Here is a 22984-nt window from a genome sequence, read left to right as displayed (position 1 = left end):
CCTTACGGGCGTCAGACGCCCGTAAGGTGGCCTTAACGGCGTTTCCCGCAGGGGGGTGTGGAGGCCGGGGTGTCGTGAGCGGCGGGGAGATGCGACGTGGGGGTCCCTCGGTGCGTCGGGTGCACCTAGGGCGTCCCTTGGCACGGCCAATGCACTGAAGGCGTCCCTCGGTGCGTTGCCTGTACTCAAGGCGTCCTTCGCTGCGTCCAGCGCACTGAAAGCGTCCTTCGGCTCATGGGTCACGAGATCGGCTCCGACCTGCGGAAAGAGAGCAAGGGACCTTTGCTAACGTCCCTTGGCAAGCCAACCATTAGCGCACTAAGCAATGGGAGCAAAGGTCCCTTGCTCCCGCTCAGCCCGCGATCGGTGCCACCACCGCGCCGGTGAGCCGCACCAGCTCGGCCGGGGCGAGTTCGACCTCCAGGCCGCGCCGCCCCGCCGAGCAGTACACGGTCTCGAACTTCTCGGCCGTCGCGTCGATCACCACCGGGATCCGGCTGCGGTGCCCGAGCGGCGAGATCCCGCCCAGCACGTACCCCGTCGCCCGCTGCGCGGCGGCCGGGTCGGCCATTTTCGCCTTCTTGCCGCCCGCCGCGGCCGCCAGCGCCTTCAGATCCAGCTGGCCGGTGACCGGGACCACCCCGACGGTCAGCTTGCCGTCGACGTCGGCGACCAGGGTCTTGAACACGCGCGCGGGGTCGAGACCGAGGGCGTCGGCCGCCTCCGAACCGAACGACTCGTGACGCGGATCATGGTCGTAGGAATGCAGTTCGTGGGCGACTTTCTGCTTCGCGAGCAGCGCGGTCGCCGGGGTTCCCTTACCGGCCATGGGCGTTGAGTGTGCCAGAGCCGGGGAATGCGGCAACGCCGTTTCCGGTTGTAGCGGGTGTGAACACCACGCTCACCCTCCCTCGTCAGACCGGCAGGCGCCGTTCCGAGCGCCCTGGCACGGCCCGCGTAAACTCGCGGGTGCCGTATGCGCGCCCGCGCATCGGCCCCGACCGGGAAGGGAACGGTTTGCCGAGCACGCAGAATTCCGCGCAGGAGGAGGTCGCGGACGTCCAGGAGGCGGCCGAGCGCGCCGAGCGCTTCGAGCGGGACGCGATGCCGCTGCTCGATCAGCTGTACTCGGCGGCGATGCGGATGACCCGCAACCCAGCCGACGCCGAGGACCTGGTCCAGGAGACCTACCTCAAGGCGTACGGGGCGTTCGCCTCCTTCAAGGAGGGCACGAACCTCAAGGCGTGGATGTACCGCATCCTCACCAACACCTACATCAACGGCTACCGCAAGCGTCAGCGGCAGCCGGTACAGCAGCCCACCGACGAGATCAGCGACTGGCAGATCGCCAAGGCCGAGAGCCACACCTCCAGCGGATTGCGGTCGGCCGAGGTCGAGGCGATGGACAACCTCCCCGACACCGATGTCAAGGCCGCGCTGCAGAAGCTGCCGGAGGAGTTCCGGCTGGCTGTCTACCTCGCCGACGTCGAGGGCTTCGCGTACAAGGAGATCGCCGAGATCATGGAAACGCCGATCGGTACCGTGATGTCCCGTCTGCACCGTGGCCGCGCGCAGCTGCGCGACCTGCTCGCCGACGTCGCGCGCGAGCGCGGCTTCATCCGCCGTGATCGCCAGGAGGTGGCGGGGCGATGAACTACTGCGAGGACGCAGGCGACGCCGAGGCCAAGGTGCGTTGCGAGGAGGCGCTCGCCGAGATCTACCTGGTGCTCGACAAGGAGTGCAGTCCTGAGCGGGACGCGGTGCTGCGCAAGCACATCGAGGACTGCCCGCCGTGCCTCGAGGAGTTCGGCATCGACGAGCAGCTCAAGCAGCTGCTGGCCCGCAAGTGCGGGGGTGACCACGCGCCGGACGACCTCAAGAGCAGGCTGCGCGCGTCGATCCGCAAGACCGTCGCCACGCGCGGCAACGTCACGGTGGAGCGCACCGAGATCAGCGTCGAGGAACGCTCCGAGTAGTTTCGCCGGAGAACGGCGACGGCCCCCGTACCGGCTGGTGCGGGGGCCGTTTCACGCCGATGCTCAGGCGTTGGGCTTCTTGCCGTGGTTCGCGCCGTTCTTCTTCCGGTCGCGACGCTTGCGGGCGCGCTTCGACATCGTTCACTCCTTGCTGCGTATGTTCCAGACCGTGGGTGGCCACTGCGGGGCGCTGACGCGCCTGCCGGGCTCGGGTCAACCTCCCTAGTGTGGCATGCGCTCCGCTCACCTGGTCGGGCGCCTGTGCCGATGGTTGGATGGGGGCCGGAGAGAGGCAGGAGGACGTCGATGGCCGAGATCAGGGCGGAAATGGTCGGCACCGTGCTCGAAGTGGTCGCCGAGCCCGGTACGGCGCTGGCGGCCGGGCAGACCGTGGTGATCCTGGAGTCGATGAAGATGGAGCTGCCGGTGGCGACCGAGGGCGCGGGCACGCTGACCAGCGTCGCGGTGGCCAAGGGTGACCTCGTCCAGCAGGGCGACCTGCTCGGGGTGGTCGAGTAACCCGGTGTCCACGCTTTCCGATCTGCTCGCCGAGAACACCGGCCTTCCCGGGGAGGCGGCGGATCACCTCCAGACCGTCGTCGCCGAATGGCAACTACTCGCGGACCTCTCGTTCGCCGACTTCCTGCTCTGGGTGCCGGTCGCGCAGGACCTGCAGCCCGAGGGCGGCGACTTCGTCTGCGTCGCCCACGCCCGGCCGACGACGGCGCCCACCGCGCATCCCGAGGACGTCGTCGGCGCGCGGTTCACCGTCGAGGAGCATCCGCAACTCGCGCGTGCCATGCGGGAGAGGCGGATCTGCCGTGAAGAGGATCCGCACTGGTATCGCGATCTGCCGATGCGCCGCGAAGCGGTGCCGGTGACGTTCGGCGGCAAGGTCATAGCGGCGCTCAGCCGGGAGACGAACCTGGCGGCGCCACGGGTGCCGAGCCCGCTCGAAATCGCCTATCTCGGCAGCGCCGGCGATCTGTGCCAGATGATCGTCGACGGGACTTTTCCCAGTCGTGGCAACGAAACCGACACGCACACGAGCCCGAGGGTCGGTGACGGGCTGATCCGGCTCGACCCAAGCGGAACCGTCGTGTTCGCCAGCCCGAACGGGCTTTCGGCGTATCACCGGATGGGGCACGAGTCCGATCTGGTCGGGACCCGGCTGGCGCCGCTGACCCGGTCGCTGATCCGAGATCCGTTCGACGCCACCGAGGTGTCGCACCGGATCATCGAGGCGCTCGACGGGAAACCGAGCAGCCGCACCGAGGCCGATTCGCGGCGCGGCGCCGTGGTGCTGTTCCGCGCGCTGCCGCTGCGCCCGGCCGGGCAGGCCGCGGGCGCGCTGGTGCTGGTGCGTGATGTCACCGAGGTCAAGCGGCGGGACCGCGCGCTGCTGTCCAAGGACGCGACGATCCGCGAGATCCACCACCGGGTCAAGAACAACCTGCAGACGGTGGCCGCGCTGCTGCGGCTGCAGTCGCGGCGGACGTCCTCGGAGGAGGCGCGGCTCGCGCTCGCCGAATCCGTGCGCCGGGTGACGTCGATCGCGCTGGTGCACGAGGCGCTGTCCATCTCCGTGGACGAGCGGGTCGATCTGGACAGCCTGCTCGACAACGTCCTGCCGATGGTGGGCGAGGTGGCCACCGCCGAGTCCCAGGTCAGCCTCTCGCGGGAGGGCTCGTTCGGGGTGGTCGTGGCCGAGATCGCGACGCCGCTGGTGATGGTGCTCGCCGAGTTGGTGCAGAACGCCGTCGAGCACGCGTTCCCGAACGGGCGCTCGGGCAAGGTCGAGCTGATCGTGGAGCGTTCGGCGCGCTGGCTGGACGTGCTGATCCGGGACAACGGGCGCGGGCTGCCGTCCGGGTTCTCGCTGGAGCGCAGCGACGGGCTCGGCCTGCAGATCGTGCGGACGCTGGTGGAGTCGGAACTGCGCGGCTCGCTTTCGCTCCGGAAAGTCCGTGCCGACGCCGGAACCTCGCGCCAGGCGGGTACCGAAGCCGCGCTCCGCATCCCGCTGTCCCGCCGTCTCTGACGAGATCTCCGTCCAAACACGACGGACCTCCACCCGCGCACGCCGGATCTCTTGGCAGGCACGCGAAATCCCTCTCGGCGCACGGCAGTGTCCCTTGTGGACGTCGGGTGCGAAGGGTGGATCTCGCGTGATCGGGCGCGGAACTCGTGTGATTGAACGGAGATCTCGCGTGATTGGGGGCGTCACTCGCGTGATCAGGCGGAGAAGACACGAGGAAGGGCCGACACCTGGTGGTGTCGGCCCTTTCCACGTTTCGCGGGAGGACATGAAGTCCTGGTGAGGCTACGCGGTACCCGTACCCGGGTGGTTTCACCTCGGTTGATAAAATGGAACCGGGTAGGTATCACCCCAGACGGCGCGGGCATGCTGCTACCGCGCCGGGTGAATTTCCTCGGCTCCGTGGTGGTGCTGGTGGTGCTTGGCGAAACTGTGGTGCTGTGAGAATCAGGCGTTGGTGCGCGTGCCGATGTGCGTACGGCGGCGCTTGAGCGCGCGTCGCTCGTCCTCGCTCATGCCGCCCCACACGCCGGCGTCCTGGCCGCTGGCCAGAGCCCAGGCCAGGCAGTCGGAAGCGACGGTGCAGCGGTGGCACACGGCCTTCGCCTGCGCTACCTGCGACAGAGCAGGACCACTGGTTCCCACGGGGAAGAACAGCTCGGGGTCCTCGTCTCGGCAGGCCGCGTCGTGGCGCCAGTCCATGTTCGTGAGCTCCTTCATAACGGCGCGGTACTCCGCGCCATAGTCGTCATGGCGGTCGTGTTCTTGGGTGCTTGTGAATGCTTTCACGAAGCACCGCTTTCGACAAGGGTTTTCCGAAGATCGGTGAGTCAGCTCACCCGGCCGAGCGACGCGTCTGACCTGCGGTTTCCGTCCGAAACGGCCTTCGGTTGGGAAGGCCGATGCGGTGAGTGGAGGTTCTGCGTCGACGAGCGGCATGTAACGCTTTGCCGCAGGCGATCAGAGGTCCGGTGGCGACACGATTACCGTGAGTGCATCCGGGACACTGACGAACTCCACTCCGGTCCGCTGCCCGACCAGGTCGCCGTCCACCTGGAAGTGTACCGGTTCAGCTGCGTCGATGCGGATCTTCGGCAGATCATCGTGACGAAGGAGACGTCGCCCGCGCTGGTTGCTCTCGGTGAGCAAAGCTTGCCGTACATGCCTGAACACGGTCGGCAAGCTCATACCGTTCAACGCGAACAGGCCGAGTCCGGTCTCGAACGAACAATCGCTGTTGAGATGAACGGCCCTGTCACCCAGGTAGGTCCACGGATCGGTGTTGGACACGAAAGCGGTCATCGCCTCGGCGGGTTCCTCGCCGGGGAGGTGGATCGTGAGGGCGGGACGGCCCAGCGGCGGCCGGAAGTAGCTGCCGACGGCGGCGCGGAGATAGAGCGCCGCGCTCGTCTGCTTGCCACGGCGCTTCGCGACCTTCCCGACGACGTCGGCGTCCCAGCCGAGGCCGGCGTTGAAGGTGAACCAGTGGCCGTCGGCGAGGCCGAGGCCGATCCGGCGGGAGCGATCGTGCTCCAGCGCGTACAGCAGCTGGTGGGTCGCCTCGACGGGATCGGGCGAGATACCCAGTGCGCGCGCGAAGACGTTGGCCGAGCCGCCCGGTACGACGCCGAGCATCGGGCCGTCGCCCACCCGCGCGGGGCTGGCGTCCGCCAGCAGGCCGTTGACGACCTCGTTGACGGTGCCGTCGCCCCCGTGCGCCACCACCAGGTCGAAGCCGTCGCGTGCCGCCGCCCTGGCCACCGCGAGCGCGTGCCCGCGGTAGTCGGTCTCGACGACGTCGAGCTTCACCTGGCTGGCGAGCGCGTGCGCCAGCACGTCCCGGCCACCGGCGGTGGTCGAGGTGGCTTGGGGGTTCACGACGAGGATCGCGCGCACTACCGCAGGGTAAGTGACGTCCACCGGGCGGAGAACCTTCCAGCGCACAAGGGTGACCAGAAGCTCAGCCCCGCTCCTGGCGGGTGGCGTCCTCGCAACAGCACCGGTGACCCTGTGGCGGGCGGCCCTCCTCTACTGCCGGTGAGTCTCCGCTCGTCGTGACAAGTGCACCCGGGCCGACCGCCCGCTCATCGACGACACTGCTGATTTTTGCCGCCCGGCGGCCCCGCGAAAACGGCCGACCGGGTGGCATACCATCGAAAGTGCTCACGTACGGTGACTCGCCCAGGTCGAGGCCACCGCGCTCCGGAAAAGCCGCCAGGAAGGCCGTTCGACGTGCCCCTCGCCGACAAGCTCTCGCCCGCCCCCCGTGAGGTCCGGCTGGCCGGCGTCATCTCCGCCGTGCCCTCGCTCGGGCTGCTCGTCTTCGGCGTGGTCGTGCTGGTCAGGGGCCTTCAGGAGCCCGCGCTGCCCGGCAACAACATCTACGCCGAGGTCGCCACCTACGTCGTGCTCGCGCTCATGTTCCTGGCCGCGTCGGCGGGCCTGATCCTCGGCAAGACGTGGGCGCGGTCGCCGGGCGTGGTCGTCGCGCTGATGCTCGTCGGGATCGGCTGGTACATCCTCGGGCCGTCCGGGCAGCCGGTGTGGGGCGTGCCGCTGGCGATCCTCGGCATCGCGACGCTGGTGCTGCTGTTCCGCCGCCCGTCGCGTGCCTGGGCGCTGGGGCTGCAGGAAGGCGAGAGCGAGGAGGACGCCGCGGAGCGTGGCGGCCTCGCGGGCCGCCGCGCCGAACGCGAGCGCCGCGAGCAGGATCAGGGCTGACCAGCGGTTTTCTCCGCGCGGGAGAGCAAGGGACCTTTGCTAGCGTTGCTTAACGCGCTAATCGTTGGCTTGCTCAAGGGTGTTAGCAAAGGTCCCTTGCTTCGCTCCGGCGGTAGTAAAGGTCCCTCGCTCCCGTTCTCGGGTGGCTCATCCGCGTCAGGCTTCGGCGGCGAGGGCGCGGAGTGAGTCGTCGGTGAGGCGGTTCACGGTCCATTCGTCCATCGGGACCGCGCCGAGCGACTTGTAGAACTCCGTCGCTGGGTTCCAGTTCAGCACCCACCACTCCAGCCGGGCGTAGCCGCGCGCGACGCATTCGGCGGCCAGCGTCGCGAGCATCGCCTTGCCGAGCCCGGTGCCCCGCTGCGACGGCCGGACGTACAGGTCCTCCAGGTAGATCCCGTGCACCCCGCGCCAGGTCGAGAAGTTCAGGAACCACAGCATGAATCCGACGACCTCGCCGTCGACCACGGCGACGTGGCCGAACAGGGCGGGGGACTCGCCGAACAGTGCCGTCCGCAGCTGGTCGGCGGTCAGGTGGCATTCGTCGCGGGCGCGTTCGTACTCCGCGAGGTCGTAGACCAGTTCGACGACGGCGTCGACGTCTTCCTCGCGGACGCGGCGGATGCGGTCGTCGGGCATTCAGGCCTCCAGCAGCGGCAGCAGGTTGAGGTGTTCGATCTGCGGTTCGCCGCGTTCGTCGCCGAGCACCGCGATCCCGGCCGGGTCGAGTCCGAAGTGGACGCCCGAAGTGGACGGCAGGCCGAGCCAGCGTGCCACCAGCACCCGGCTGAAATGCCCGTGTCCCACCAGGATGACGTCGCCGCGCTCGACCTCGCGCCGGGCCCGGTCGAGCAGTTTGTCCGCCCGCGCCTGGACGTCCTCGGCGCTTTCGCCGCCGGGAATCGGATGCGTCCAGACCGTCCACCCCGGAAAGGTCTCCCGGATCGTCGGGGTGGTGACGCCTTCGTAGTCGCCGTAGTCCCATTCGGCGAGGTCCTCGGTCACCTCGTCCACGCGCAGCCCGGCCAGTTCGGCCGTGCGCTGGGCGCGGGTGCGCGGGCTGGACAGCACGAGCGCGGGACCGCCGACCAGGGTGCGCAGGGTGCCGCCCGCCGCGCGTGCCTGGCCTTCGCCCGCCGAGGTCAGCGGGATGTCGGTGCGTCCGGTGTGCCTGCCGTTGACCGACCATTCGGTCTGGCCATGCCTGAGAAGAAAGAGCCGATGAGCCACGCGGCCGAATATACGGCCCGTTTGCGAAGCGGGTCCCGCGTCTGCTTAGCTACCCGTGAGTAACTTCGTGAGGGAGACGGATATGGCAGACAGCCCGACATTCGCGCTGTGGCGCAAGCTGGCCGCGAAACCCGGCGGGAAGCAGCTGTTCTCCGCGGCGATGTGCCTGCGTGTTCCCTACTTCCGCACGGTGCTGCCCTCGGTGCGCGAGCTGCGCCCCGCGTACTGCGAGGTGACCGCGCCGAAGTGGTGGGGTGTTTACAACCACATCAGCACGTTCCACGCGATCGCCGCGTGCAACCTCGCGGAGATCGCCATGGGCATGCTCGCCGAGGCCACCGTCCCTGGCACGCACCGCTGGCTGCCGAAGGGTATGACCGTCTCCTACGTCGCCAAGGCGGAGACGAGCCTGCGCGCGGTAGCCCAACTCCCGGAAGTGCCCGAATTCGGCGAGGACGGCTTCGAGCTGCCCGTGCCGGTGACCATCACCGACACGAACGGGAAACCGGTCGTGACGGCGACGATCACCATTTGGGTCACGCCGAAGAAGAAGTCCTAGAGCGGTTTGTACTGCACGTACGTCGTCTGCTTGAACACGTTGTTCCCGGCGGGCGACGGCAGGCCGAGGCGGCGGTCGACGAGAGCGCCGAGCGGTCCGCAGTGCTGTGTCGCGGGCAGTGCGAGTGCTTGGTCGACGACGCCGAAATAGTAGGTCGGCGGGTCTTTCGAGATCACTTTCCGTGGTACGGCGGGATCGTCGTACACCACCGAACGCAGCGGTTTCGGCGGACTTCCGAGCGTGCATTCCCCCGGTAGCAGCGGATGCCGCAGTTCCGCGAAGAGGTCGAGTTCGCCGCGCCGGTTCCCGACGGTCCGGAAATCGGAATGTCCGCCATAGCGCAGCCGGATCGTCGTGCCGAACACCCCGGGAACGCGCGCGGGAGAATGGCGCAGCGCGCCGAAGATTTGCGCGTATTGTCCGTTCACCCGTCCTTCGGCGAAGGTCATCCGCAGTTCGCCGAGCGGGATCTCGCGGTCCCGGATGGTCAGCGTCCCCTGGGAGACGAAGGCCTCGCACCGCCACGTGCCGGGGTCGGCGTTCGCGGGTGGTGCCGGGCAGTCGCGGAAGTCGAACGTGGGCACCGGGTCCGGCGCGTTCCCGGCAGGTGCCGGACCCAGAGCCAGGGTGGCCGCGGTGAAACCCGCGGCGGCCAGCGTGAACAACGTCATGATGCCAGCCTGCTGTGTCCTGTACCACACCACATCGGGTGAATCACCCAGGGGAAACCCGGAAAAAACCGCCGCTACTAAACACCGTTTACCAACTTGGTGCGACGATCGCGGGCATGTCTGTCTTGAATCGCCGTCGCTTTCTCGGCCTCACCGCGCTCAACACCGCCGCCGCGCTCGGTGTCACGACCGTTTCGGCCAGGACCGCCCGCGCGGAAAGCGCCGCTCTGCCCGAGGAGGTGCCCGCCGTAGTGATCGGCAGCGGCTACGGCGCGGCGGTCACCGCGCTGCGCCTCGGCGCCGCGGGCGTCGGCACGCTGGTGCTGGAGATGGGCAAGCTCTGGAACAGCGCGGGCGCGGACGGGAAGACGTTCTGCGACATGCTGAAACCGGACGAGCGCTCGATGTGGTTCACCCGGCGCACCCAGGCGCCGCTCGCCTCGTTCCTCTGGCTCGACGTCGTGAACCGCGACATCAAGTCGTACGCGGGCGTGCTCGACCGGGTGAGTTTCGGTGACATGTCCGTCTACGTCGGACGCGGCGTCGGCGGCGGTTCGCTCGTCAACGGCGCGATGGCGGTGACGCCGAAACGGGACTATTTCACCGAAATCCTGCCCGAGGTCGACGCGGACGAGATGTACCGCGTGTACTTCCCGCGGGCGAACGCGGGGCTGGGCACCAACCACGTGGATCCCGGCTGGTTCGAGACGTGCAAGTCCTACCGGTACGCCAGGGTTTCCCGGAAAGCCGCGCGGCGGGCGGGCTTCACCACGACGTTCGTGCCCAGCGTCTACGATTTCGGTTATCTGCAGCGGGAAGAAGCCGGGCAGGTCCCGCGCTCCGCGCTCGCGTCCGAAGTCATCTACGGCAACAACCACGGGAAGCGCTCCCTCGACAAGTCGTACCTCGCCGCCGCGCTCGGCACCGGGCACGTCACCGTCCAGTCGCTGCACCAGGTCCGCGAGATCCTCCCGCAGCCGGACGGCCGGTACACGCTGGTCGTGCGCGAACTCGACGCCGAGGGCACGGTGCTCGCGACCAAGCACGTCACCACGCGGTTCCTGTTCCTCGGCGCGGGCAGCCTCGGGTCCACCGAACTGCTGCTGCGGGCCCGCGACACCGGACGGCTGCCCGCGCTGAACGACCAGATCGGGCAGGGGTGGGGCACCAACGGCAACGTCATGCTCGGCCGCGCCAACCACCTCTGGGACGTCACCGGCAGCACGCAGTCCTGCATGCCCGCGCTGGGCATCGACAACTGGCACGATCCCGTGCACCCCGTCTTCGCCGAGATCGCGCCGATGCCCGCCGGGCTCGAGAACTGGGTCAGCCTCTACCTCGCGATCACGAAGAACCCGGAACGCGGCCACTTCAGCTACGACGCGGCCACCGACTCCGCGCGGCTGCACTGGGCGGCCGACCAGGGCCAGGCCTCGATCGACGCGGCGAAGGCGCTGTTCGACCGGATCAACCGCGCCAACACCACGATCTACCGCCACGACCTCTTCGGCGACACCAGGCCGTTCGAGAACCGGTTCACCTATCACCCGCTGGGCGGACTGGTGCTGGGCAAGGCGACGGACAACTACGGCCGGGTCAAGGGCTACCGGAACCTGTACGTCGTCGACGGTTCGCTCATCCCGGGCAGCACCGGCGTGAACCCGTTCGTGACGATCACCGCGCTGGCCGAACGCAACGTCGAGCGCGTACTCGCGGAGGACGTGCTCAGCTGAGCGCGAGAACGCCGACAGTTCCTGCGTCGGCGGCCTCGCGGGGCGTCACGAGGGGAGAGAGCGCAGCTTCTCGTAGTAGGCGACGCAGTCTTCGTACGCCGGGAGGAGGCCCTGCTCGCGCGCTTCCGCGACAGCCGGGGCGGTTCGGTCCTTTTCGGACAGGATCGGGGTCAGGTCCGCGGGCCACGGCAGGTCGAGCTCGGGGTCGAGCGGGTTAACGCCGTGTTCGCCCGACGGGTTGTACGGCTCCGAGCACAGGTAGCTCATGACCGTGTCGTCTTCGAGCGCGACGAACGCGTGCCCGAGCCCCTCGGCGATGTACATCGCGCGGAAATCGGTGCCGTCCAGCAGCGCGGTGTCCCACTGCCCGAATGTGGGCGACCCGACCCGCAGGTCGACGACGACGTCGAGCATCGAGCCGCGCGGGCAGTACACGTACTTCGCCTGTCCGGGTGGCGTGTCGGCGAAGTGGATGCCGCGGATCACACCGCGCCGCGAAACGCTGTGGTTCGTCTGGGCCAGCCGCAGGGGATGTCCGACCGTCTCCCGCAGCGCCTCCGCCTGGAACGGCGCGCTGAACAATCCGCGGTCGTCGGGGAATACGCGGGGGGTGAATTCGTAGGCGTCGAGGACGCGCAACCGCCGGAAATCCATTCCTCCACCTTATCCGGGCTCTTGAAAACCGGACGGACGTCTTGGGAAAGAAGGAAGATCGCGCTGTGACATGAACCGCACCTCGGGGTCGGGCGCGGCCGGGCTCCTGTCACAATGGTCGGACCGCCGCGTCCGCGGTCATCGCCCAACCCACGGCGCCGATGGCCGATGCGACGCCCGGCGACAGGCCGGCGCTACCGCGCTGGGCTGCCGTGCCGGAGGACAAGTCCCATGGGTGCTTTGGTGCGCCTTCGCCAGGCCCTTGTGGTCCCCCGCTCGCAGTCCCAGGAGAAATCAAGTGACACACTTTCGAACCGCGAGTTCCGTGGTCCCTGCTGAAGGGATGACCGAACCGACGACAGGAACCACGATGGACGACCAGTCCCGCGCCGACGTGACCCCGGCACCGGTGACCGACGAGGAGATCTTCGACCGGCACGAGGGCGGCAAGCTCGCCGTGGCGGCCACCCGGCCGATCTCCGACCCGCGCGATCTCGCCATCGCGTACACCCCGGGCGTGGCGAAGGTGAGCCGCGCGATCGCCGAGGACGCCGCCAAGGCCAAGCGGTACACCTGGGCGGACCGGCTCGTCGTGGTGGTGAGTGACGGGACGGCGGTCCTCGGCCTCGGCGACATCGGCGCGAGCGCCTCGCTGCCGGTCATGGAGGGCAAGTCGGTCCTCTTCAAGACGTTCGGCGGGCTCGACTCGATACCGCTGGTGCTGGACACCACCGACGTCGACGAGATCGTCGAGACGCTCGTCCGGCTGCGGCCCTCCTACGGCGCGGTGAACCTCGAGGACATCTCCGCGCCGCGCTGCTTCGAGCTGGAGGACAAGCTCAAGCAGGCGCTGGACTGCCCGGTCATGCACGACGACCAGCACGGCACCGCGATCGTGACGCTGGCCGCGCTGCGCGGGGCGAACCTGGTCCTCGGCCGCGACATCGCCGCGGAGCGTGTCGTCATCTCCGGTGCGGGCGCCGCCGGCGTGGCCTGCACGAAGATCCTGCAGGCGGCGGGTGTCGCCGACGTCACTGTGCTGGACTCGCGCGGCATCATCCACGCCGGCCGGGACGGGCTGAACCCGGTGAAGACCGAGCTGGCGCGCACCACCAACGCCGCGGGGCTGACCGGCGGGCTGGCCGAGGCGCTCGAAGGCGCCGATGTGTTCGTCGGGCTCTCCGGCGCGACCATCGACGAGACGCTGCTGGGCCGCATGGCCGACGACGCGATCGTGTTCGCGCTGTCCAACCCGGACCCGGAGGTCCATCCCGAGGTCGCGGCGCGCTACGCCTCGATCGTGGCCACCGGGCGCAGCGACTTCCCGAACCAGATCAACAACGTCCTGGCGTTCCCCGGCGTCTTCCGCGGCGCGCTCGACGCCGGTGCGCGGGCCATCACGGAGAACATGAAGCTCGCCGCGGCCGACGCGATCGTGGCCGTCGCGCAGGACGACCTCGGCCCGGACCGCATCGTGCCGAGCGCGCTCGACCCGCGGGTGGCGATCGAGGTCGCCGCCGCGGTGGCGAAGGCCGCCGAAGCCGACGGCGTCACCGGCTGATCCTCGCGTGAGCTGAAGGGGACTTTCCTCGCATGTGATGCTAGGAAAGTCCCCTTCAGCCCAGCAGGGTGGCGAGGCGGTGGCGGGGGACGTCGACGAGGCGGAGGTCGCGCAGGTCGTCCGGGACGTCGAGGGCGACGTTCGCCAGCCGCGCGTGCGCCCGCGTGAGGATTTCGTCGGGATGCTCGACGGCGTCCGCGACCACGATCGCGTGCTTGTTGTCCGGGGTGCTGCGCAGGAAGCGGAGCCGGTACTTCGCCGCGGTCAACGCCGTCAACGCCTTCTGGGACGCCTCGTCGCCGAGGTCGGGGTGCGCGTTGGGGAGCAGCAGCGCGAGCCGTCGCGCGTTCGTGCCCAGCAGCGTCCGCAGCAGCCACGGCCCGGGATCGGCGGAGAGATCCATCGCCACCGCGTCGCCCTCCGGCCCCGACGCCGACCAGTCCACCGGCCGCGATTCCAGCGAGAGCCCGCCTTCCGTCGCGATTTCCCGCAGGGCTTCGAGCAGCGCGGGTTTCGTCCCGGCCGACTCCACCGACTGCGGGCCGTGCGTGTAGATCGCGGACTTTCCTTTGCCACCACGGTTCTTCTTCGCCTTGGCGGTCGGCTGGCAGACGTAGAGGTCCGCGGCGCTGCCGATGGCCTGCGCGCCGAAGTAGCGGTTGAAGTCCGGCAGGATGGCCTCGAACGTCAGCCCCAGCGTCGCCAGCGACCGCTGCACCTGCGCGCCCAGTGCCGGATGCCGCGGGCTGTACCCGTAGGCGAACAACAGCCTGCCCTCGCTCGGTTCCCGCAGCGCCTGCACGCCCCGCGCCGCGAACAGGCCCATGCCGTCCGGGGTGTACGGCGGGTCGCTGAACACCAGATCGGCCCGGCCGGAGACCGCGGGCGGCAGCCCCACCCGCAGATCGGCGTGCACGGTGCCGATCGTCCGCTCACTCAGTTCGTCCACATAGGACAGGACGCGCTCGTCGAGGTCCACCACGGTCAGCTCGGCGGCCGGGCACACCGCACGGACCGCCAGCGACGTCAGGTCGTGGTCGCCGAGGAACAGCAGCCGCGCGGTGGCGAGGTCGTAGCGTGCGTTCAGCCACAACGCCCGGCGCAGCACCGTGTCCGGGGTCGCCTGGACGTGGTCGAGCGCGGCGAGCGGGGGCGGAACGCGTTCGACGTAGCCGGTGATCGTCGCGAGCAGCTCGGCGTGTTCGGGCGCGAGGGGATCGGTGGACGCCGGAAGGGCGTAGCGCGCGTACGACTCCGCGGCGTGCGGGGCGATCCGGACGCCGGACTCCGTCCTTTCGAGATCGTCGCCGAGCGCGGTCAGCACGTCCTCGACGCTGCGGCGGGGCGCGGTGGTGAGCCGGACGAGTTCGCCGAGATCGTGGTGGCCGGTGCGGAGCAGGGCGATCACCTGGTACAGCGGGCGGACGCCGACGCCGTGTGCGGCGAGGACGTCGTCGAGTGCGCTCACGGGACGCCACTCTAGTAGTCCGTTCGCCGCATCAGTGGATGGAACGCCGTGCCGAAGTCCTTGATCTCGGCTACCGTCGGTGGTTACCGGATGTGGGGAGTGACGTGTGACAATCCAATTCCGCGACGTGACCAAGCGGTATCCGGACGGGACGGTCGCCGTCGACACACTGAACCTGACCGTCGAGGACGGCACGATCACCGTGTTCGTCGGCCCGTCCGGCTGCGGCAAGACGACGTCGCTGCGGATGATCAACCGCATGGTCGAGCCGACGGCGGGCACCGTGCTGCTGGACGGCAAGGACGTCTCCGAGGGGGATCCGGCGCTGTTGCGCCGCGGTATCGGCTACGTCATCCAGCATGCCGGTCTCTTTCCACATAGGACGGTGCTGGACAACATCGCCACCGTGCCGTTGCTGGCGGGCTGGGACAAGCGCAAGGCCCGCGACCGCGCCGTCGAACTGCTGGAGACCGTCGGCCTGCCCGCCGAACTCGGCAAGCGATATCCCGCGCAGTTGTCCGGCGGTCAGCAGCAGCGCGTCGGGGTGGCCAGGGCGCTCGCCGCCGACTCGCCGGTGCTGCTGATGGACGAGCCGTTCTCCGCGGTCGACCCGGTGGTCCGGGAGGGCCTGCAGGACGAGCTGCTGCGGCTGCAGTCCCAGCTGGGCAAGACGATCGTGTTCGTCACCCACGACATCGACGAGGCGGTGCGGCTCGGCGACAAGGTCGCCGTCATGCGGGTCGGCGGGAAGCTGGCCCAGTACGGCACGCCCGCCGAGGTGCTGCGGCATCCGGTGGACGACTTCGTGGCGTCCTTCGTGGGCCGTGACCGCGGCTACCGCGGGCTTTCGTTCCTGCCATCGACCGGCGTCGAAGTCCAGGAGATCCCGCAGATCGCGCTCGGCAGCACGCTGACCGGCCCGAGCAGCGGCTGGCTGCTCGCGGTCAACACCGACAAGCAACCGCGCGGCTGGCTGCCGCCGAATTCCACTGTGGACGGTGAGTTGACCGAGGCGGATCTGGTCGCGGGCGGCTCGCTGTACGTCCAGGGCACGCCGATCCGGGGCGCGCTGGACGCCGCGCTGTCCTCGCCCGCCAGTCTCGGCGTGGTCGTCGACGACGAGCACCGGGTCATCGGGGCGGTCGTGGCGCGGCAGGTGCTCGAAGTGATCGAAGCGTCGCCGCAGGGGGCGTGATGGGCGGCTTCTTCGCGGAGCTCGGCCGTTATCTGGGCAGTGCCAACAACCGCGCGCAACTGCTCGGTGATCTGCTCGACCACATCTACCTGTCCCTGGTGCCGCTGGTGCTCGGCATCGTGGTGGCGATCGCGGCCGGCTGGCTCGGGCACCGTTACCAGCGGGTCCGCAGTGTCCTTCTTGTACTGTCCAATTTGCTCTACACGATCCCGTCGCTGGCGTTGTTCGTGGTGATCCCCGGCCTGATCGGCACCCGGATCCTGAACAGTGTCAACGTGATCGTCGCGCTCACGATCTACACCGCGGCGCTGCTGGTGCGTCCGGTGCTCGACGCGCTCGACGCGGTGCCGCCGCACGTCATCGCCGCGGCCACCGCCATCGGCTACCGCGCGCCACGCCGCTTCCTCGGCGTCGAGCTGCCGCTGTCGATCCCGGTGCTGGCGGCGGGGGTGCGGGTCGCGTCGGTGAGCAACATCAGCCTGGTCAGCGTCGGCGCACTGATCGGCACCGGCGGTCTCGGGGTGCTGTTCACCGACGGCTTCCAGCGGGAGTACTTCTCGCCGATCGTGGTCGGCATCGTGCTCACGCTGCTGCTCGCGCTGGTGGTCGACCTGTTGCTGGTGTTGCTGCGCAATGTCCTCACGCCGTGGGAACGGGCGAGCAAGGCGGCCCCTGTGCTGGAAGGGGCCGCGGCATGATTTCCGATCTTTTCTCCTGGTTCGGCGATCCCGCGCACTGGCAGGGGCCGGACGGCATCGGCCACCGGCTCGTCCAGCACCTGTCCTACATCGGGCTGGCACTGGTGATCGCGCTCGTCATCGCCGTCCCGTTGGGACTGTTCGTCGGGCACACCGGGCGCGGCGCCGTCGTGCTGGTCAGCGCGGGCAACGCGATCCGCGCGCTGCCGACGCTGGGCCTGGTGACGTTTCTGTTCCTGCTGTTCACCGAAAGCACGACGGCGACGGTGATCGGGCTCGTCGTGCTCGCCGTGCCGCCGGTGCTCGCGGGAACGTACGCGGGAATCCAGGCGGCCGAACACGACGTCGTCGACGCGGCCGAGGGTATCGGGATGACCGGACAGCAGACCTTGTGGAAGGTGGAGCTTCCGATCGCGCTTCCCTTGGTACTGGGCGGAATCCGCAACGCCGTACTGCAGTTGGTCGCGACAGCCGCGGTGGCCGCGTACGTCGGGCTCGGCGGGCTCGGCCGGTTCCTGCTCGACGGACTGGCCATTTTGGACTACACCGAGGTCGTCGCGGGCGCGATCCTGACCGCGTTGCTGGCGATCGTGCTGGACGTCGTACTGGCCGCCGTGCAACGGGCGCTGGTGCCCAGGGGAGTCCGGCTCGCGGCGGGCGCGGCGTCCGGGAAGGCCGCCGCCGCGGGAGGTGTCGCGTGAAGCGTGTACTCGTCGCCCTGCTCTCCGGAGTCGCCCTGCTCGCCACGGCGTGCGGAAACCCACTCGCCGGCGGTGCTGAGGGCGGCAGCAGCGGGGACATCGTCATCGGCGCCTCCGACGTGGGGGAGAGCCTGCTGCTCGCGCAGATCTACGCGGGCGCGCTGCGCAACGCGGGCGCGAAGAACGTCACCGTGCACCCGCCGGTCGGCAGCCGCGAGGTCGTGGTGAAGGCCTTGCAGGACAAGTCGTTGTCGGTGGTGCCGGACTACAGCGGGAACCTGCTGCGGTACTTCGACAAGAACACCACGGCCACGACGTCCCAGGACGTCTACGCCGCGTTGCGGCAGAAGATCCCGGCCGGGTTCGAGGTGCTGGCGCAGGCGCCCGCCGAGGACAAGGACCTGCTCGTCGTCGGGAAGCAGCTGGCCGATTCGGGCGTGCGGACGTTCTCCGACCTCGGGCCGCGCTGCAAGGATCTGGTGCTCGGTGGCCCGGGCCAGTGGAGCAGCCGGTGGAAGGACCGGATCAAGCAGCTCTACGGCTGTGAGTTCAAGGAGATCCGCACGACCGACACCGGCGGCCCGGTCACCGTGGCCGCGCTCAAATCGGGCGAGGTGCAGGTGGCGGACCTGTTCAGCACGTCGTCGACGATCGCGGCCAACGGGTTCGTCCCGCTCGTCGACGACAAGAACATGTTCCCCGCGCAGAACATCGTGCCGCTGGTGGCCAAGGGGACGCTCTCACCGGCGGAGACGGAAGCACTGAACCGGGTGTCCGCGGCACTGACCACCGAGCAGCTGACCGAGCTGAACGTCCAGTTCACCAAGGAGAAGCGCAACCCGCTGGACATCGCCGACGAATTCCTGGCACGCAACGGTCTGAAGAAGGTTTAGCCGAGCCAGGCGCGGGCTATCCCGTGAGACGCAGGGTGACCGTTTCCTCGGCTAACGATCTCCGCGACTTTGGTAGTCCGCCATTCGAGTGAGCGTCGAGAGCCGGAAACGGTCACCCAACGTATTGAGTGCTGTAGTGGGTTAGTTTCCGGCAAACGCCACTACTCCTACCGTCGCAAGGACCACCTTCCTTTGCCGCAAATCCGGCGCGCAGGTGGCGTAGTGCCCGAAAAGTCCGAAAAGGACAGGCGAAGATCGTTCTTTTCGGTCAGCGCGCCGTGTCCTGATCCCGGCGCTACGTTCCCTGTGAACGAGCAGCACATTCGGCGCCTTTGTCACCCCTAGAGATCGGCGGTCCGCGGGGACCGTCCGGTCACTCATGCCTAGGAGGAACGGATCTTGCGGAAATCCCTTGGAAAAATGGGTAGGCGACTCCCTGTCGTAGGAGTCGCTGCCGCCGTGGCGGTCGTTACCGTTCTCGGCGGAAATGCCGTCGCGTCGGCGAAGGAGGGGACGGTTCGGGGCGCCGGGAGCGCCAACGCGGTGCAGGACAGCTACATCGTCGTGCTGAAGGACGGGCTTTCCCTCGACAGCGTGGCGCAGCAGGTCACCAACCGGCACGGCGGGGCGATCGCGAAGACGTTCTCGACGCTGCACGGGTTCTCCGGGCGGATGAGCGAGACGCAGGCGAAGCGGATCGCCGCCGACCCCGACGTCGCGTTCGTCGAGCAGAACAAGGTCGTGCACGTCGCGACGGACCAGGCGAACCCGCCGTCCTGGGGTCAGGACCGGGTCGACCAGAAGGACCTGCCGCTGGACAAGAAGTACAGCTATGCCGCGACGGGTTCGGGCGTCACGGCGTACGTGATCGACACCGGGATCTACACGCAGCACGCCGACTTCGGCGGGCGGGCGACCTCCGGCCACGACTTCGTGGACAACGACAACGACGCGACCGACTGCAACGGCCACGGCACGCACGTCTCCGGCACCATCGGCGGCAAGACCTACGGCCTGGCCAAGGACGTCAAGCTGGTCGGCGTCCGTGTTCTCGACTGCCAGGGCTCGGGCACTCTCGAGGCGGTCACCGCCGGGATCGACTGGGTCACCCAGAACGCCAAGAAGCCCGCGGTGGCGAACATGAGCCTCGGTGGCGGCGTTTCGGACGCGCTCGACGCCGCGGTGAAGAAGTCGATCGCCGCCGGGGTCACCTACGGCATCGCCGGGGGCAACAACAACGGTGACGCCTGCCAGAACTCGCCCGCCCGTACGCCGGAGGCGATCACCGTGGGCGCGACGGCCAACAACGATTCGCGTGCCACCTACTCCAACTACGGCAAGTGCCTCGACATCTTCGCGCCGGGCACCGACATCACGTCGGCGTGGATCGGTGGCACCAGCGCCAGCAAGACCATCAGCGGGACGTCGATGGCGACCCCGCACGTGGTCGGCGCGGCCGCGCTGTACCTGGAGAAGAACACCTCGGCGACGCCGCAGCAGGTGCGGGACGCCCTGGTGAACGGCGGCACCAAGGACAAGGTCACGAACCCGGGGACCGGCTCCCCGAACGTCCTGCTCTACACCGGCGCCTGACGTGCTGAGCTGAACGACGGTCCGTGGGGGCCTCCTCGAAGGATCCAGAGTCCTTCAAGGAGGCCCCCACGGGCCTTTTACCGGGAAGGCTGGGGAGCGCGGAGCGGGGCTTCGATCCGCATGGTCTGGACGATTGTGGAGGTCGCGCCGCGCGGGTCGTTGACCCCGATCGTGTCGATCGACGAGCAGCTGACCTCGAAACCGTTGTGCAGCGTGGCCTTCGGCCCGTCCACGCTGGTGCGCCCGCCCCCGGCGCACTGCTCCTCGATCTTCGCGAACGCCTGTTTCGTCTCGTCCTGCAACGCCTTGTCGTCCGGCCACAGGTTCGCCACCGCGATGCCCATCACGTTGATCGCGACGTCCTTCGTCTTGCCGACGTCGGTCTTCTCGTTCTTCCATGGCCGGGCCGTGGTGCTCGCGACCAGGAGGACCTCGTTCATCGTCCCCTGAAGTTCGTGGGTGTGGGTGTCGTAACCGATGCTGGCCGACATGAGGTACGGCTGTTCGACATCGTTGGCCGCCTTGCAGACGCCGAGATCGCGGACGGTGTCGCCGGCCCCGTCCTTCTCGCCTTTCTTGAAGCACGGCCATTTCTGCTTCTGCGCGATGCGGTCGAGGAACGCCTGACCGGTCACCTTCGGCGGGAAGCAGGAGCGGCTGACCCTGCTCTCCGGATCGCAGGGCACCGGCGCGTTCGGGTCGGTGGGTGGCGCGCTGCTCGACGCCGGAGCGGACGGCGGCGGTGTCTGGCTCGCGGGGGCAGCTGTGTCACCGGATTTCCCGGTCAGTGTCACGACCAGGACCACGACGAGCCCGATCACCAGCACGACGCCGAGGATCGAGCCGCCGATGATCCACGGTTTCTTGCTGCCGCCACCCGGCGGTGGTGGCTGCTGTGCCGCGAGGTGCGGGAACTGCGGGTTCCCGCCGCAGAACCGGCCGTTCCACTGATCGACCCACGCGCCATGGGCGTGCGGATCCGGGAGCACCGGTTGTCCGCAACGCCCGCACGGAACGGGTTGTGGTGGTGTGGTCATCGTGCGCCCCCGGGCCTTTCCGCTGTGCGATTCGTCCACAGTGCACTGTCTGGTCCGGACGGAATCGTACCCGGACACGGTGCCGTTGAGCCTTTTTCGGCCCGAGCCGGGTGAATCAGGCGAAGGCTGCGCTCGTGGTCTCCAGGACGTCGATGAGCGCCGCGCGGCTGCCGGCGAGGAACGTGAGCATCGGCTCGTCGCCCAGGTCCTCGGAGACGAGCGCGATGACCCGCCCTTCGCCCACGACGTCGACCACGGTGACCGGGGTACTGCGGCGGCCGGAACCGTTCCCGACGTAGAGCTGGTGGATTCCCGAACGCCGCCCCGCCATCAGCGCCCGCGGCCGCGCCGTCGGGTCATCCGGCTCCTCGCTGGTCGGGTCGTTGAAGTCGAACGCCGCCGAGATGCTCTGGTCCGGGCGGTACTTGGCCTTGGGGACGGCGACCGTTTCGAGCCGCGCGGGGCCGACGTCCGGCAGCGCGTCGACCACCGCGGCGGCGGCCCGCCCCGCGTCGACGGGGTCGATGCGGACGAGCGTTTCCATGCGCAGCACCCGGACGGCCTCGTTGCCCTTGACCGACACGAGGATTCCGCCGGTTTCGTCGTTCCGCACGTCGCCGCACCACGCGGTGAACCGGAGCGAGCCGGTGGCGAGCACGGCGAGGGTGTCGCGGAACTCGCGGGTGAGCGTGCCGCCCTCGGCGACGCCGAGCCCGGTGAGGATGCCGAGCACCTCGTTGTCGTACTTCGCCCGGGTCTGTTCGGGCAGCCACTGCTCGTCGATGCCGATGACGGCGGGCGGATCCCCGTAGCCCTCCCAGCGCCACGCCGTGATGAAGGCGGACTTGGGCAGCAACACCGTGCCGCGATGCATGGTCGTTCCCCCTGCGAAATGCCGCTCAGGCGCCGATGGTCGGCGGGACCGGTTTCTCTTCGGTGCCACCGAAGATCTTGTCCGCGTCCTGCTCCTGCAGATAGGACGCGCGCTTGTGTTCCTTGTCCTCGCCGCCCTTGCCCTTGCCGCCCTGGCCGGCGCCACCCATACCGCTCATGCCCTGCTTGCCCGATGCGCCGCCGGGGCCACCGCGCCCGGCCGCGCTCGCGGCGTTCGCGCCGCCACGGGAACTCGGCTCGGCCGCGCCGGTGCCCTTGCCCGCGCCGGGTTCGGAGCCGATGCTGCCGCTCACGCGCCCGCTGTTGCCCTTGCCCACGCCGTCGAGCCCGGCGCCGCTGCTGCTCCCACCGCCACCGGTGGGCCCGAAACCGCCGAGGCCGAACGAGTTCTGGCCGCCACCGGAGCTGAGCCGGTCGGCGATGCTGCCCTGCTGGTAGGACGGGATGTTCGGCGGCTGGTACGACGACGTCGACGGCGGCACGTACGACGACGTGCTCGTGTGGTCGTTCGGACCGGGCACGGTGCCGGGCCGGAAATCCGGCGGGTTCACCGGCGGTGGCAGCGGGGGACGCGGTTGCGGCGGCACGAAGCCTTCCTTGCGGAAGTCACCGGGGCCAGGGACGCGCTTGTGCTCGTCCTCGCCGCCGAATCCCTTGACCGGAGGCTTCTCCGGCGGTTTCTTGGAGTCGTCGACCTTGAAATCGCCGCCACTTTGCTCGTCACCGAGTTGCCCGTAGTCGATCTTCATATTGGGCTGGTTGACGGTGTTCGTCTGCTGCGTGTACTGCTCGTAGAGGGCCTTGTTCTCCAGGACCTTCTTGTTGCGCTCGTTGATCTTGTCCTCGGTGCTGGTGTTCCACGGCGTCGCCTTGTCCCAGAAGTCCCGCTCGGGCGCGTCGTTGGTGACGTCGGCGTGCATGGTGGACTTGAGATGCGAGAACTGGCCGAGCTGGTCTCCAATGGTGTTGGAGTTGTTCGTGAGCGTGGCCGAGGCCGAAGCGGCAGTGGTGGAGAGCGGCACGATGCGCTGGCGGGCGGCCTCTGACGCGTTGCCGGTCCAGGCCGATTCGAGCGCAGACGCCATCTGACGGCTCTCGGTCTCGATCTGGTTCTGCTTCCCGGATTGCTCGACACCGAGCTGGCGAGCGCGTTCGAGCGATTGTCCTCCGTCGCCTTGCCTCTGGACCTGGTCGACGAGATCCCCGGCACCGGTGCCGTGTTTCGTGAGCTGGCCGTGGCTGCCGGTGAGTTCACGCCAGATGTCAGCGAAATCGCCGTGGACGAGATCGTTGAGGACGCGCGCCTCGGACTTGGCGACGTCGACTACGGACGAGGCGAGGTCCTCCAGCCACTGCCACATG

The 22984-nt window shown here is 68.9% G+C and carries 24 protein-coding genes and 1 pseudogene; 13 read left to right on the top strand and 12 right to left on the bottom strand.

Features of this window, described 5'->3' with window-relative positions:
- Positions 1 to 352: 352 nt before the first annotated feature.
- The gene (ybaK, locus tag ACFW0G_RS03600; protein WP_378323122.1) at positions 353 to 829 is read right to left on the bottom strand and encodes a Cys-tRNA(Pro) deacylase; all 477 of its coding nucleotides are present in this window, start codon (positions 827 to 829) and stop codon (positions 353 to 355) included.
- A 188-nt stretch (positions 830 to 1017) separates the two neighbouring features.
- On the opposite strand from ybaK, the gene ACFW0G_RS03595 reads away from it, so the two are divergent.
- Together ACFW0G_RS03595 and rsrA are read left to right on the top strand one after the other, a co-directional pair.
- On the top strand, positions 1018 to 1653 hold the full coding sequence (locus ACFW0G_RS03595) for a sigma-70 family RNA polymerase sigma factor (RefSeq protein ID WP_378323135.1): 636 nt from the start codon (positions 1018 to 1020) through the stop codon (positions 1651 to 1653).
- Positions 1650 to 1976, top strand: a complete 327-nt coding sequence (gene rsrA / locus ACFW0G_RS03590) for a mycothiol system anti-sigma-R factor (RefSeq protein ID WP_378323120.1) — start codon at positions 1650 to 1652, stop codon at positions 1974 to 1976. Before ACFW0G_RS03595 ends, rsrA begins: the two co-directional genes overlap by 4 nt.
- A gap of 63 nt (positions 1977 to 2039) precedes the next feature.
- Here rsrA and ACFW0G_RS03585 read toward each other — a convergent pair whose 3' ends face one another.
- Positions 2040 to 2114, bottom strand: coding sequence for a 50S ribosomal protein bL37 (locus tag ACFW0G_RS03585; RefSeq protein ID WP_098515123.1), 75 nt, complete (start codon positions 2112 to 2114; stop codon positions 2040 to 2042).
- A gap of 168 nt (positions 2115 to 2282) precedes the next feature.
- On the opposite strand from ACFW0G_RS03585, the gene ACFW0G_RS03580 reads away from it, so the two are divergent.
- Entirely contained in the window at positions 2283 to 2495 is a 213-nt protein-coding gene (locus tag ACFW0G_RS03580) for a biotin/lipoyl-binding carrier protein (RefSeq protein WP_378323119.1), read from the top strand.
- A gap of 4 nt (positions 2496 to 2499) precedes the next feature.
- A complete protein-coding gene (locus ACFW0G_RS03575) occupies positions 2500 to 4017 on the top strand; it encodes a sensor histidine kinase (RefSeq protein ID WP_378323118.1) in 1518 nt (505 codons plus the stop codon).
- 444 nt (positions 4018 to 4461) lie between these two features.
- On the opposite strand, the gene ACFW0G_RS03570 is transcribed toward ACFW0G_RS03575, so the two are convergent.
- Together ACFW0G_RS03570 and ACFW0G_RS03565 are read right to left on the bottom strand one after the other, a co-directional pair.
- Positions 4462 to 4716: a WhiB family transcriptional regulator gene (locus ACFW0G_RS03570; protein WP_072481920.1), complete on the bottom strand. Its 255-nt coding sequence runs from the start codon at positions 4714 to 4716 to the stop codon at positions 4462 to 4464.
- A gap of 258 nt (positions 4717 to 4974) precedes the next feature.
- Entirely contained in the window at positions 4975 to 5910 is a 936-nt protein-coding gene (locus tag ACFW0G_RS03565) for a diacylglycerol/lipid kinase family protein (protein ID WP_378323117.1), read from the bottom strand.
- Positions 5911 to 6246: 336 nt separating this feature from the next.
- Here ACFW0G_RS03565 and ACFW0G_RS03560 point away from each other — a divergent pair, with 336 nt between their 5' ends.
- Positions 6247 to 6735, top strand: coding sequence for a hypothetical protein (locus ACFW0G_RS03560; protein WP_378323116.1), 489 nt, complete (start codon positions 6247 to 6249; stop codon positions 6733 to 6735).
- A gap of 156 nt (positions 6736 to 6891) precedes the next feature.
- Here ACFW0G_RS03560 and ACFW0G_RS03555 read toward each other — a convergent pair whose 3' ends face one another.
- Positions 6892 to 7374: a GNAT family N-acetyltransferase gene (locus ACFW0G_RS03555; RefSeq protein ID WP_378323115.1), complete on the bottom strand. Its 483-nt coding sequence runs from the start codon at positions 7372 to 7374 to the stop codon at positions 6892 to 6894.
- Positions 7375 to 7965 carry an acid phosphatase gene (locus ACFW0G_RS03550; protein WP_378323114.1) on the bottom strand — a complete coding sequence of 197 codons (591 nt, stop codon included), beginning with the start codon at positions 7963 to 7965 and terminating at the stop codon, positions 7375 to 7377. It abuts the gene before it with no gap.
- Between the two features lie 82 nt (positions 7966 to 8047).
- On the opposite strand from ACFW0G_RS03550, the gene ACFW0G_RS03545 reads away from it, so the two are divergent.
- Positions 8048 to 8524 carry a hotdog fold domain-containing protein gene (locus ACFW0G_RS03545; RefSeq protein ID WP_378323113.1) on the top strand — a complete coding sequence of 159 codons (477 nt, stop codon included), beginning with the start codon at positions 8048 to 8050 and terminating at the stop codon, positions 8522 to 8524.
- Here ACFW0G_RS03545 and ACFW0G_RS03540 read toward each other — a convergent pair.
- A complete protein-coding gene (locus ACFW0G_RS03540) occupies positions 8521 to 9195 on the bottom strand; it encodes a hypothetical protein (RefSeq protein ID WP_378323111.1) in 675 nt (224 codons plus the stop codon). The genes ACFW0G_RS03545 and ACFW0G_RS03540 overlap by 4 nt on opposite strands.
- Before the next feature lie 116 nt (positions 9196 to 9311).
- Between ACFW0G_RS03540 and ACFW0G_RS03535 the strand changes: the two genes are divergently transcribed.
- Positions 9312 to 10928, top strand: coding sequence for a GMC oxidoreductase (locus ACFW0G_RS03535; protein ID WP_378323110.1), 1617 nt, complete (start codon positions 9312 to 9314; stop codon positions 10926 to 10928).
- A 45-nt stretch (positions 10929 to 10973) separates the two neighbouring features.
- On the opposite strand, the gene ACFW0G_RS03530 is transcribed toward ACFW0G_RS03535, so the two are convergent.
- Entirely contained in the window at positions 10974 to 11582 is a 609-nt protein-coding gene (locus tag ACFW0G_RS03530) for a dTDP-4-dehydrorhamnose 3,5-epimerase family protein (RefSeq protein WP_378323108.1), read from the bottom strand.
- Between the two features lie 370 nt (positions 11583 to 11952).
- On the opposite strand from ACFW0G_RS03530, the gene ACFW0G_RS03525 reads away from it, so the two are divergent.
- On the top strand, positions 11953 to 13143 hold the full coding sequence (locus ACFW0G_RS03525; RefSeq protein WP_378323107.1) for an NADP-dependent malic enzyme: 1191 nt from the start codon (positions 11953 to 11955) through the stop codon (positions 13141 to 13143).
- Between the two features lie 55 nt (positions 13144 to 13198).
- Here ACFW0G_RS03525 and ACFW0G_RS03520 read toward each other — a convergent pair whose 3' ends face one another.
- Positions 13199 to 14611 (bottom strand): bis-aminopropyl spermidine synthase family protein, encoded by a 1413-nt coding sequence (locus tag ACFW0G_RS03520; protein WP_378323106.1) that lies wholly within the window; start codon positions 14609 to 14611, stop codon positions 13199 to 13201.
- A gap of 106 nt (positions 14612 to 14717) precedes the next feature.
- Here ACFW0G_RS03520 and ACFW0G_RS03515 point away from each other — a divergent pair, with 106 nt between their 5' ends.
- The 5 genes and pseudogenes from ACFW0G_RS03515 to ACFW0G_RS03495 all read left to right on the top strand — a co-directional run.
- A complete protein-coding gene (locus ACFW0G_RS03515) occupies positions 14718 to 15806 on the top strand; it encodes an ABC transporter ATP-binding protein (protein ID WP_378323104.1) in 1089 nt (362 codons plus the stop codon).
- On the top strand, positions 15806 to 16504 hold the full coding sequence (locus ACFW0G_RS03510) for an ABC transporter permease (RefSeq protein WP_378323102.1): 699 nt from the start codon (positions 15806 to 15808) through the stop codon (positions 16502 to 16504). The genes ACFW0G_RS03515 and ACFW0G_RS03510 overlap by 1 nt, the downstream gene beginning before the upstream one ends.
- Complete coding sequence (locus ACFW0G_RS03505) at positions 16501 to 17205, top strand: ABC transporter permease (RefSeq protein WP_378323101.1); 705 nt, start codon at positions 16501 to 16503, stop codon at positions 17203 to 17205. The genes ACFW0G_RS03510 and ACFW0G_RS03505 overlap by 4 nt, the downstream gene beginning before the upstream one ends.
- A complete protein-coding gene (locus ACFW0G_RS03500) occupies positions 17202 to 18098 on the top strand; it encodes an ABC transporter substrate-binding protein (RefSeq protein ID WP_378323100.1) in 897 nt (298 codons plus the stop codon). Before ACFW0G_RS03505 ends, ACFW0G_RS03500 begins: the two co-directional genes overlap by 4 nt.
- A gap of 420 nt (positions 18099 to 18518) precedes the next feature.
- Positions 18519 to 19685 (top strand): annotated as a pseudogene (locus ACFW0G_RS03495) (S8 family peptidase); the annotation flags it as partial.
- Positions 19686 to 19768: 83 nt separating this feature from the next.
- On the opposite strand, the gene ACFW0G_RS03490 reads toward ACFW0G_RS03495, so the two are convergent.
- From ACFW0G_RS03490 to ACFW0G_RS03480, 3 genes are all read right to left on the bottom strand, one after another.
- Positions 19769 to 20680 carry a hypothetical protein gene (locus ACFW0G_RS03490; protein ID WP_378323099.1) on the bottom strand — a complete coding sequence of 304 codons (912 nt, stop codon included), beginning with the start codon at positions 20678 to 20680 and terminating at the stop codon, positions 19769 to 19771.
- Positions 20681 to 20843: 163 nt separating this feature from the next.
- Positions 20844 to 21602 (bottom strand): ESX secretion-associated protein EspG, encoded by a 759-nt coding sequence (locus ACFW0G_RS03485; protein WP_378323097.1) that lies wholly within the window; start codon positions 21600 to 21602, stop codon positions 20844 to 20846.
- A 25-nt stretch (positions 21603 to 21627) separates the two neighbouring features.
- Positions 21628 to 22983: a hypothetical protein gene (locus tag ACFW0G_RS03480; RefSeq protein WP_378323096.1), complete on the bottom strand. Its 1356-nt coding sequence runs from the start codon at positions 22981 to 22983 to the stop codon at positions 21628 to 21630.
- Position 22984: the final 1 nt, after the last annotated feature.

Source organism: Amycolatopsis sp. NPDC058986 (genome assembly GCF_042741125.1).
GTDB lineage: Bacteria > Actinomycetota > Actinomycetes > Mycobacteriales > Pseudonocardiaceae > Amycolatopsis.
This window is presented reverse-complemented; position numbering and strand designations above follow the sequence as displayed.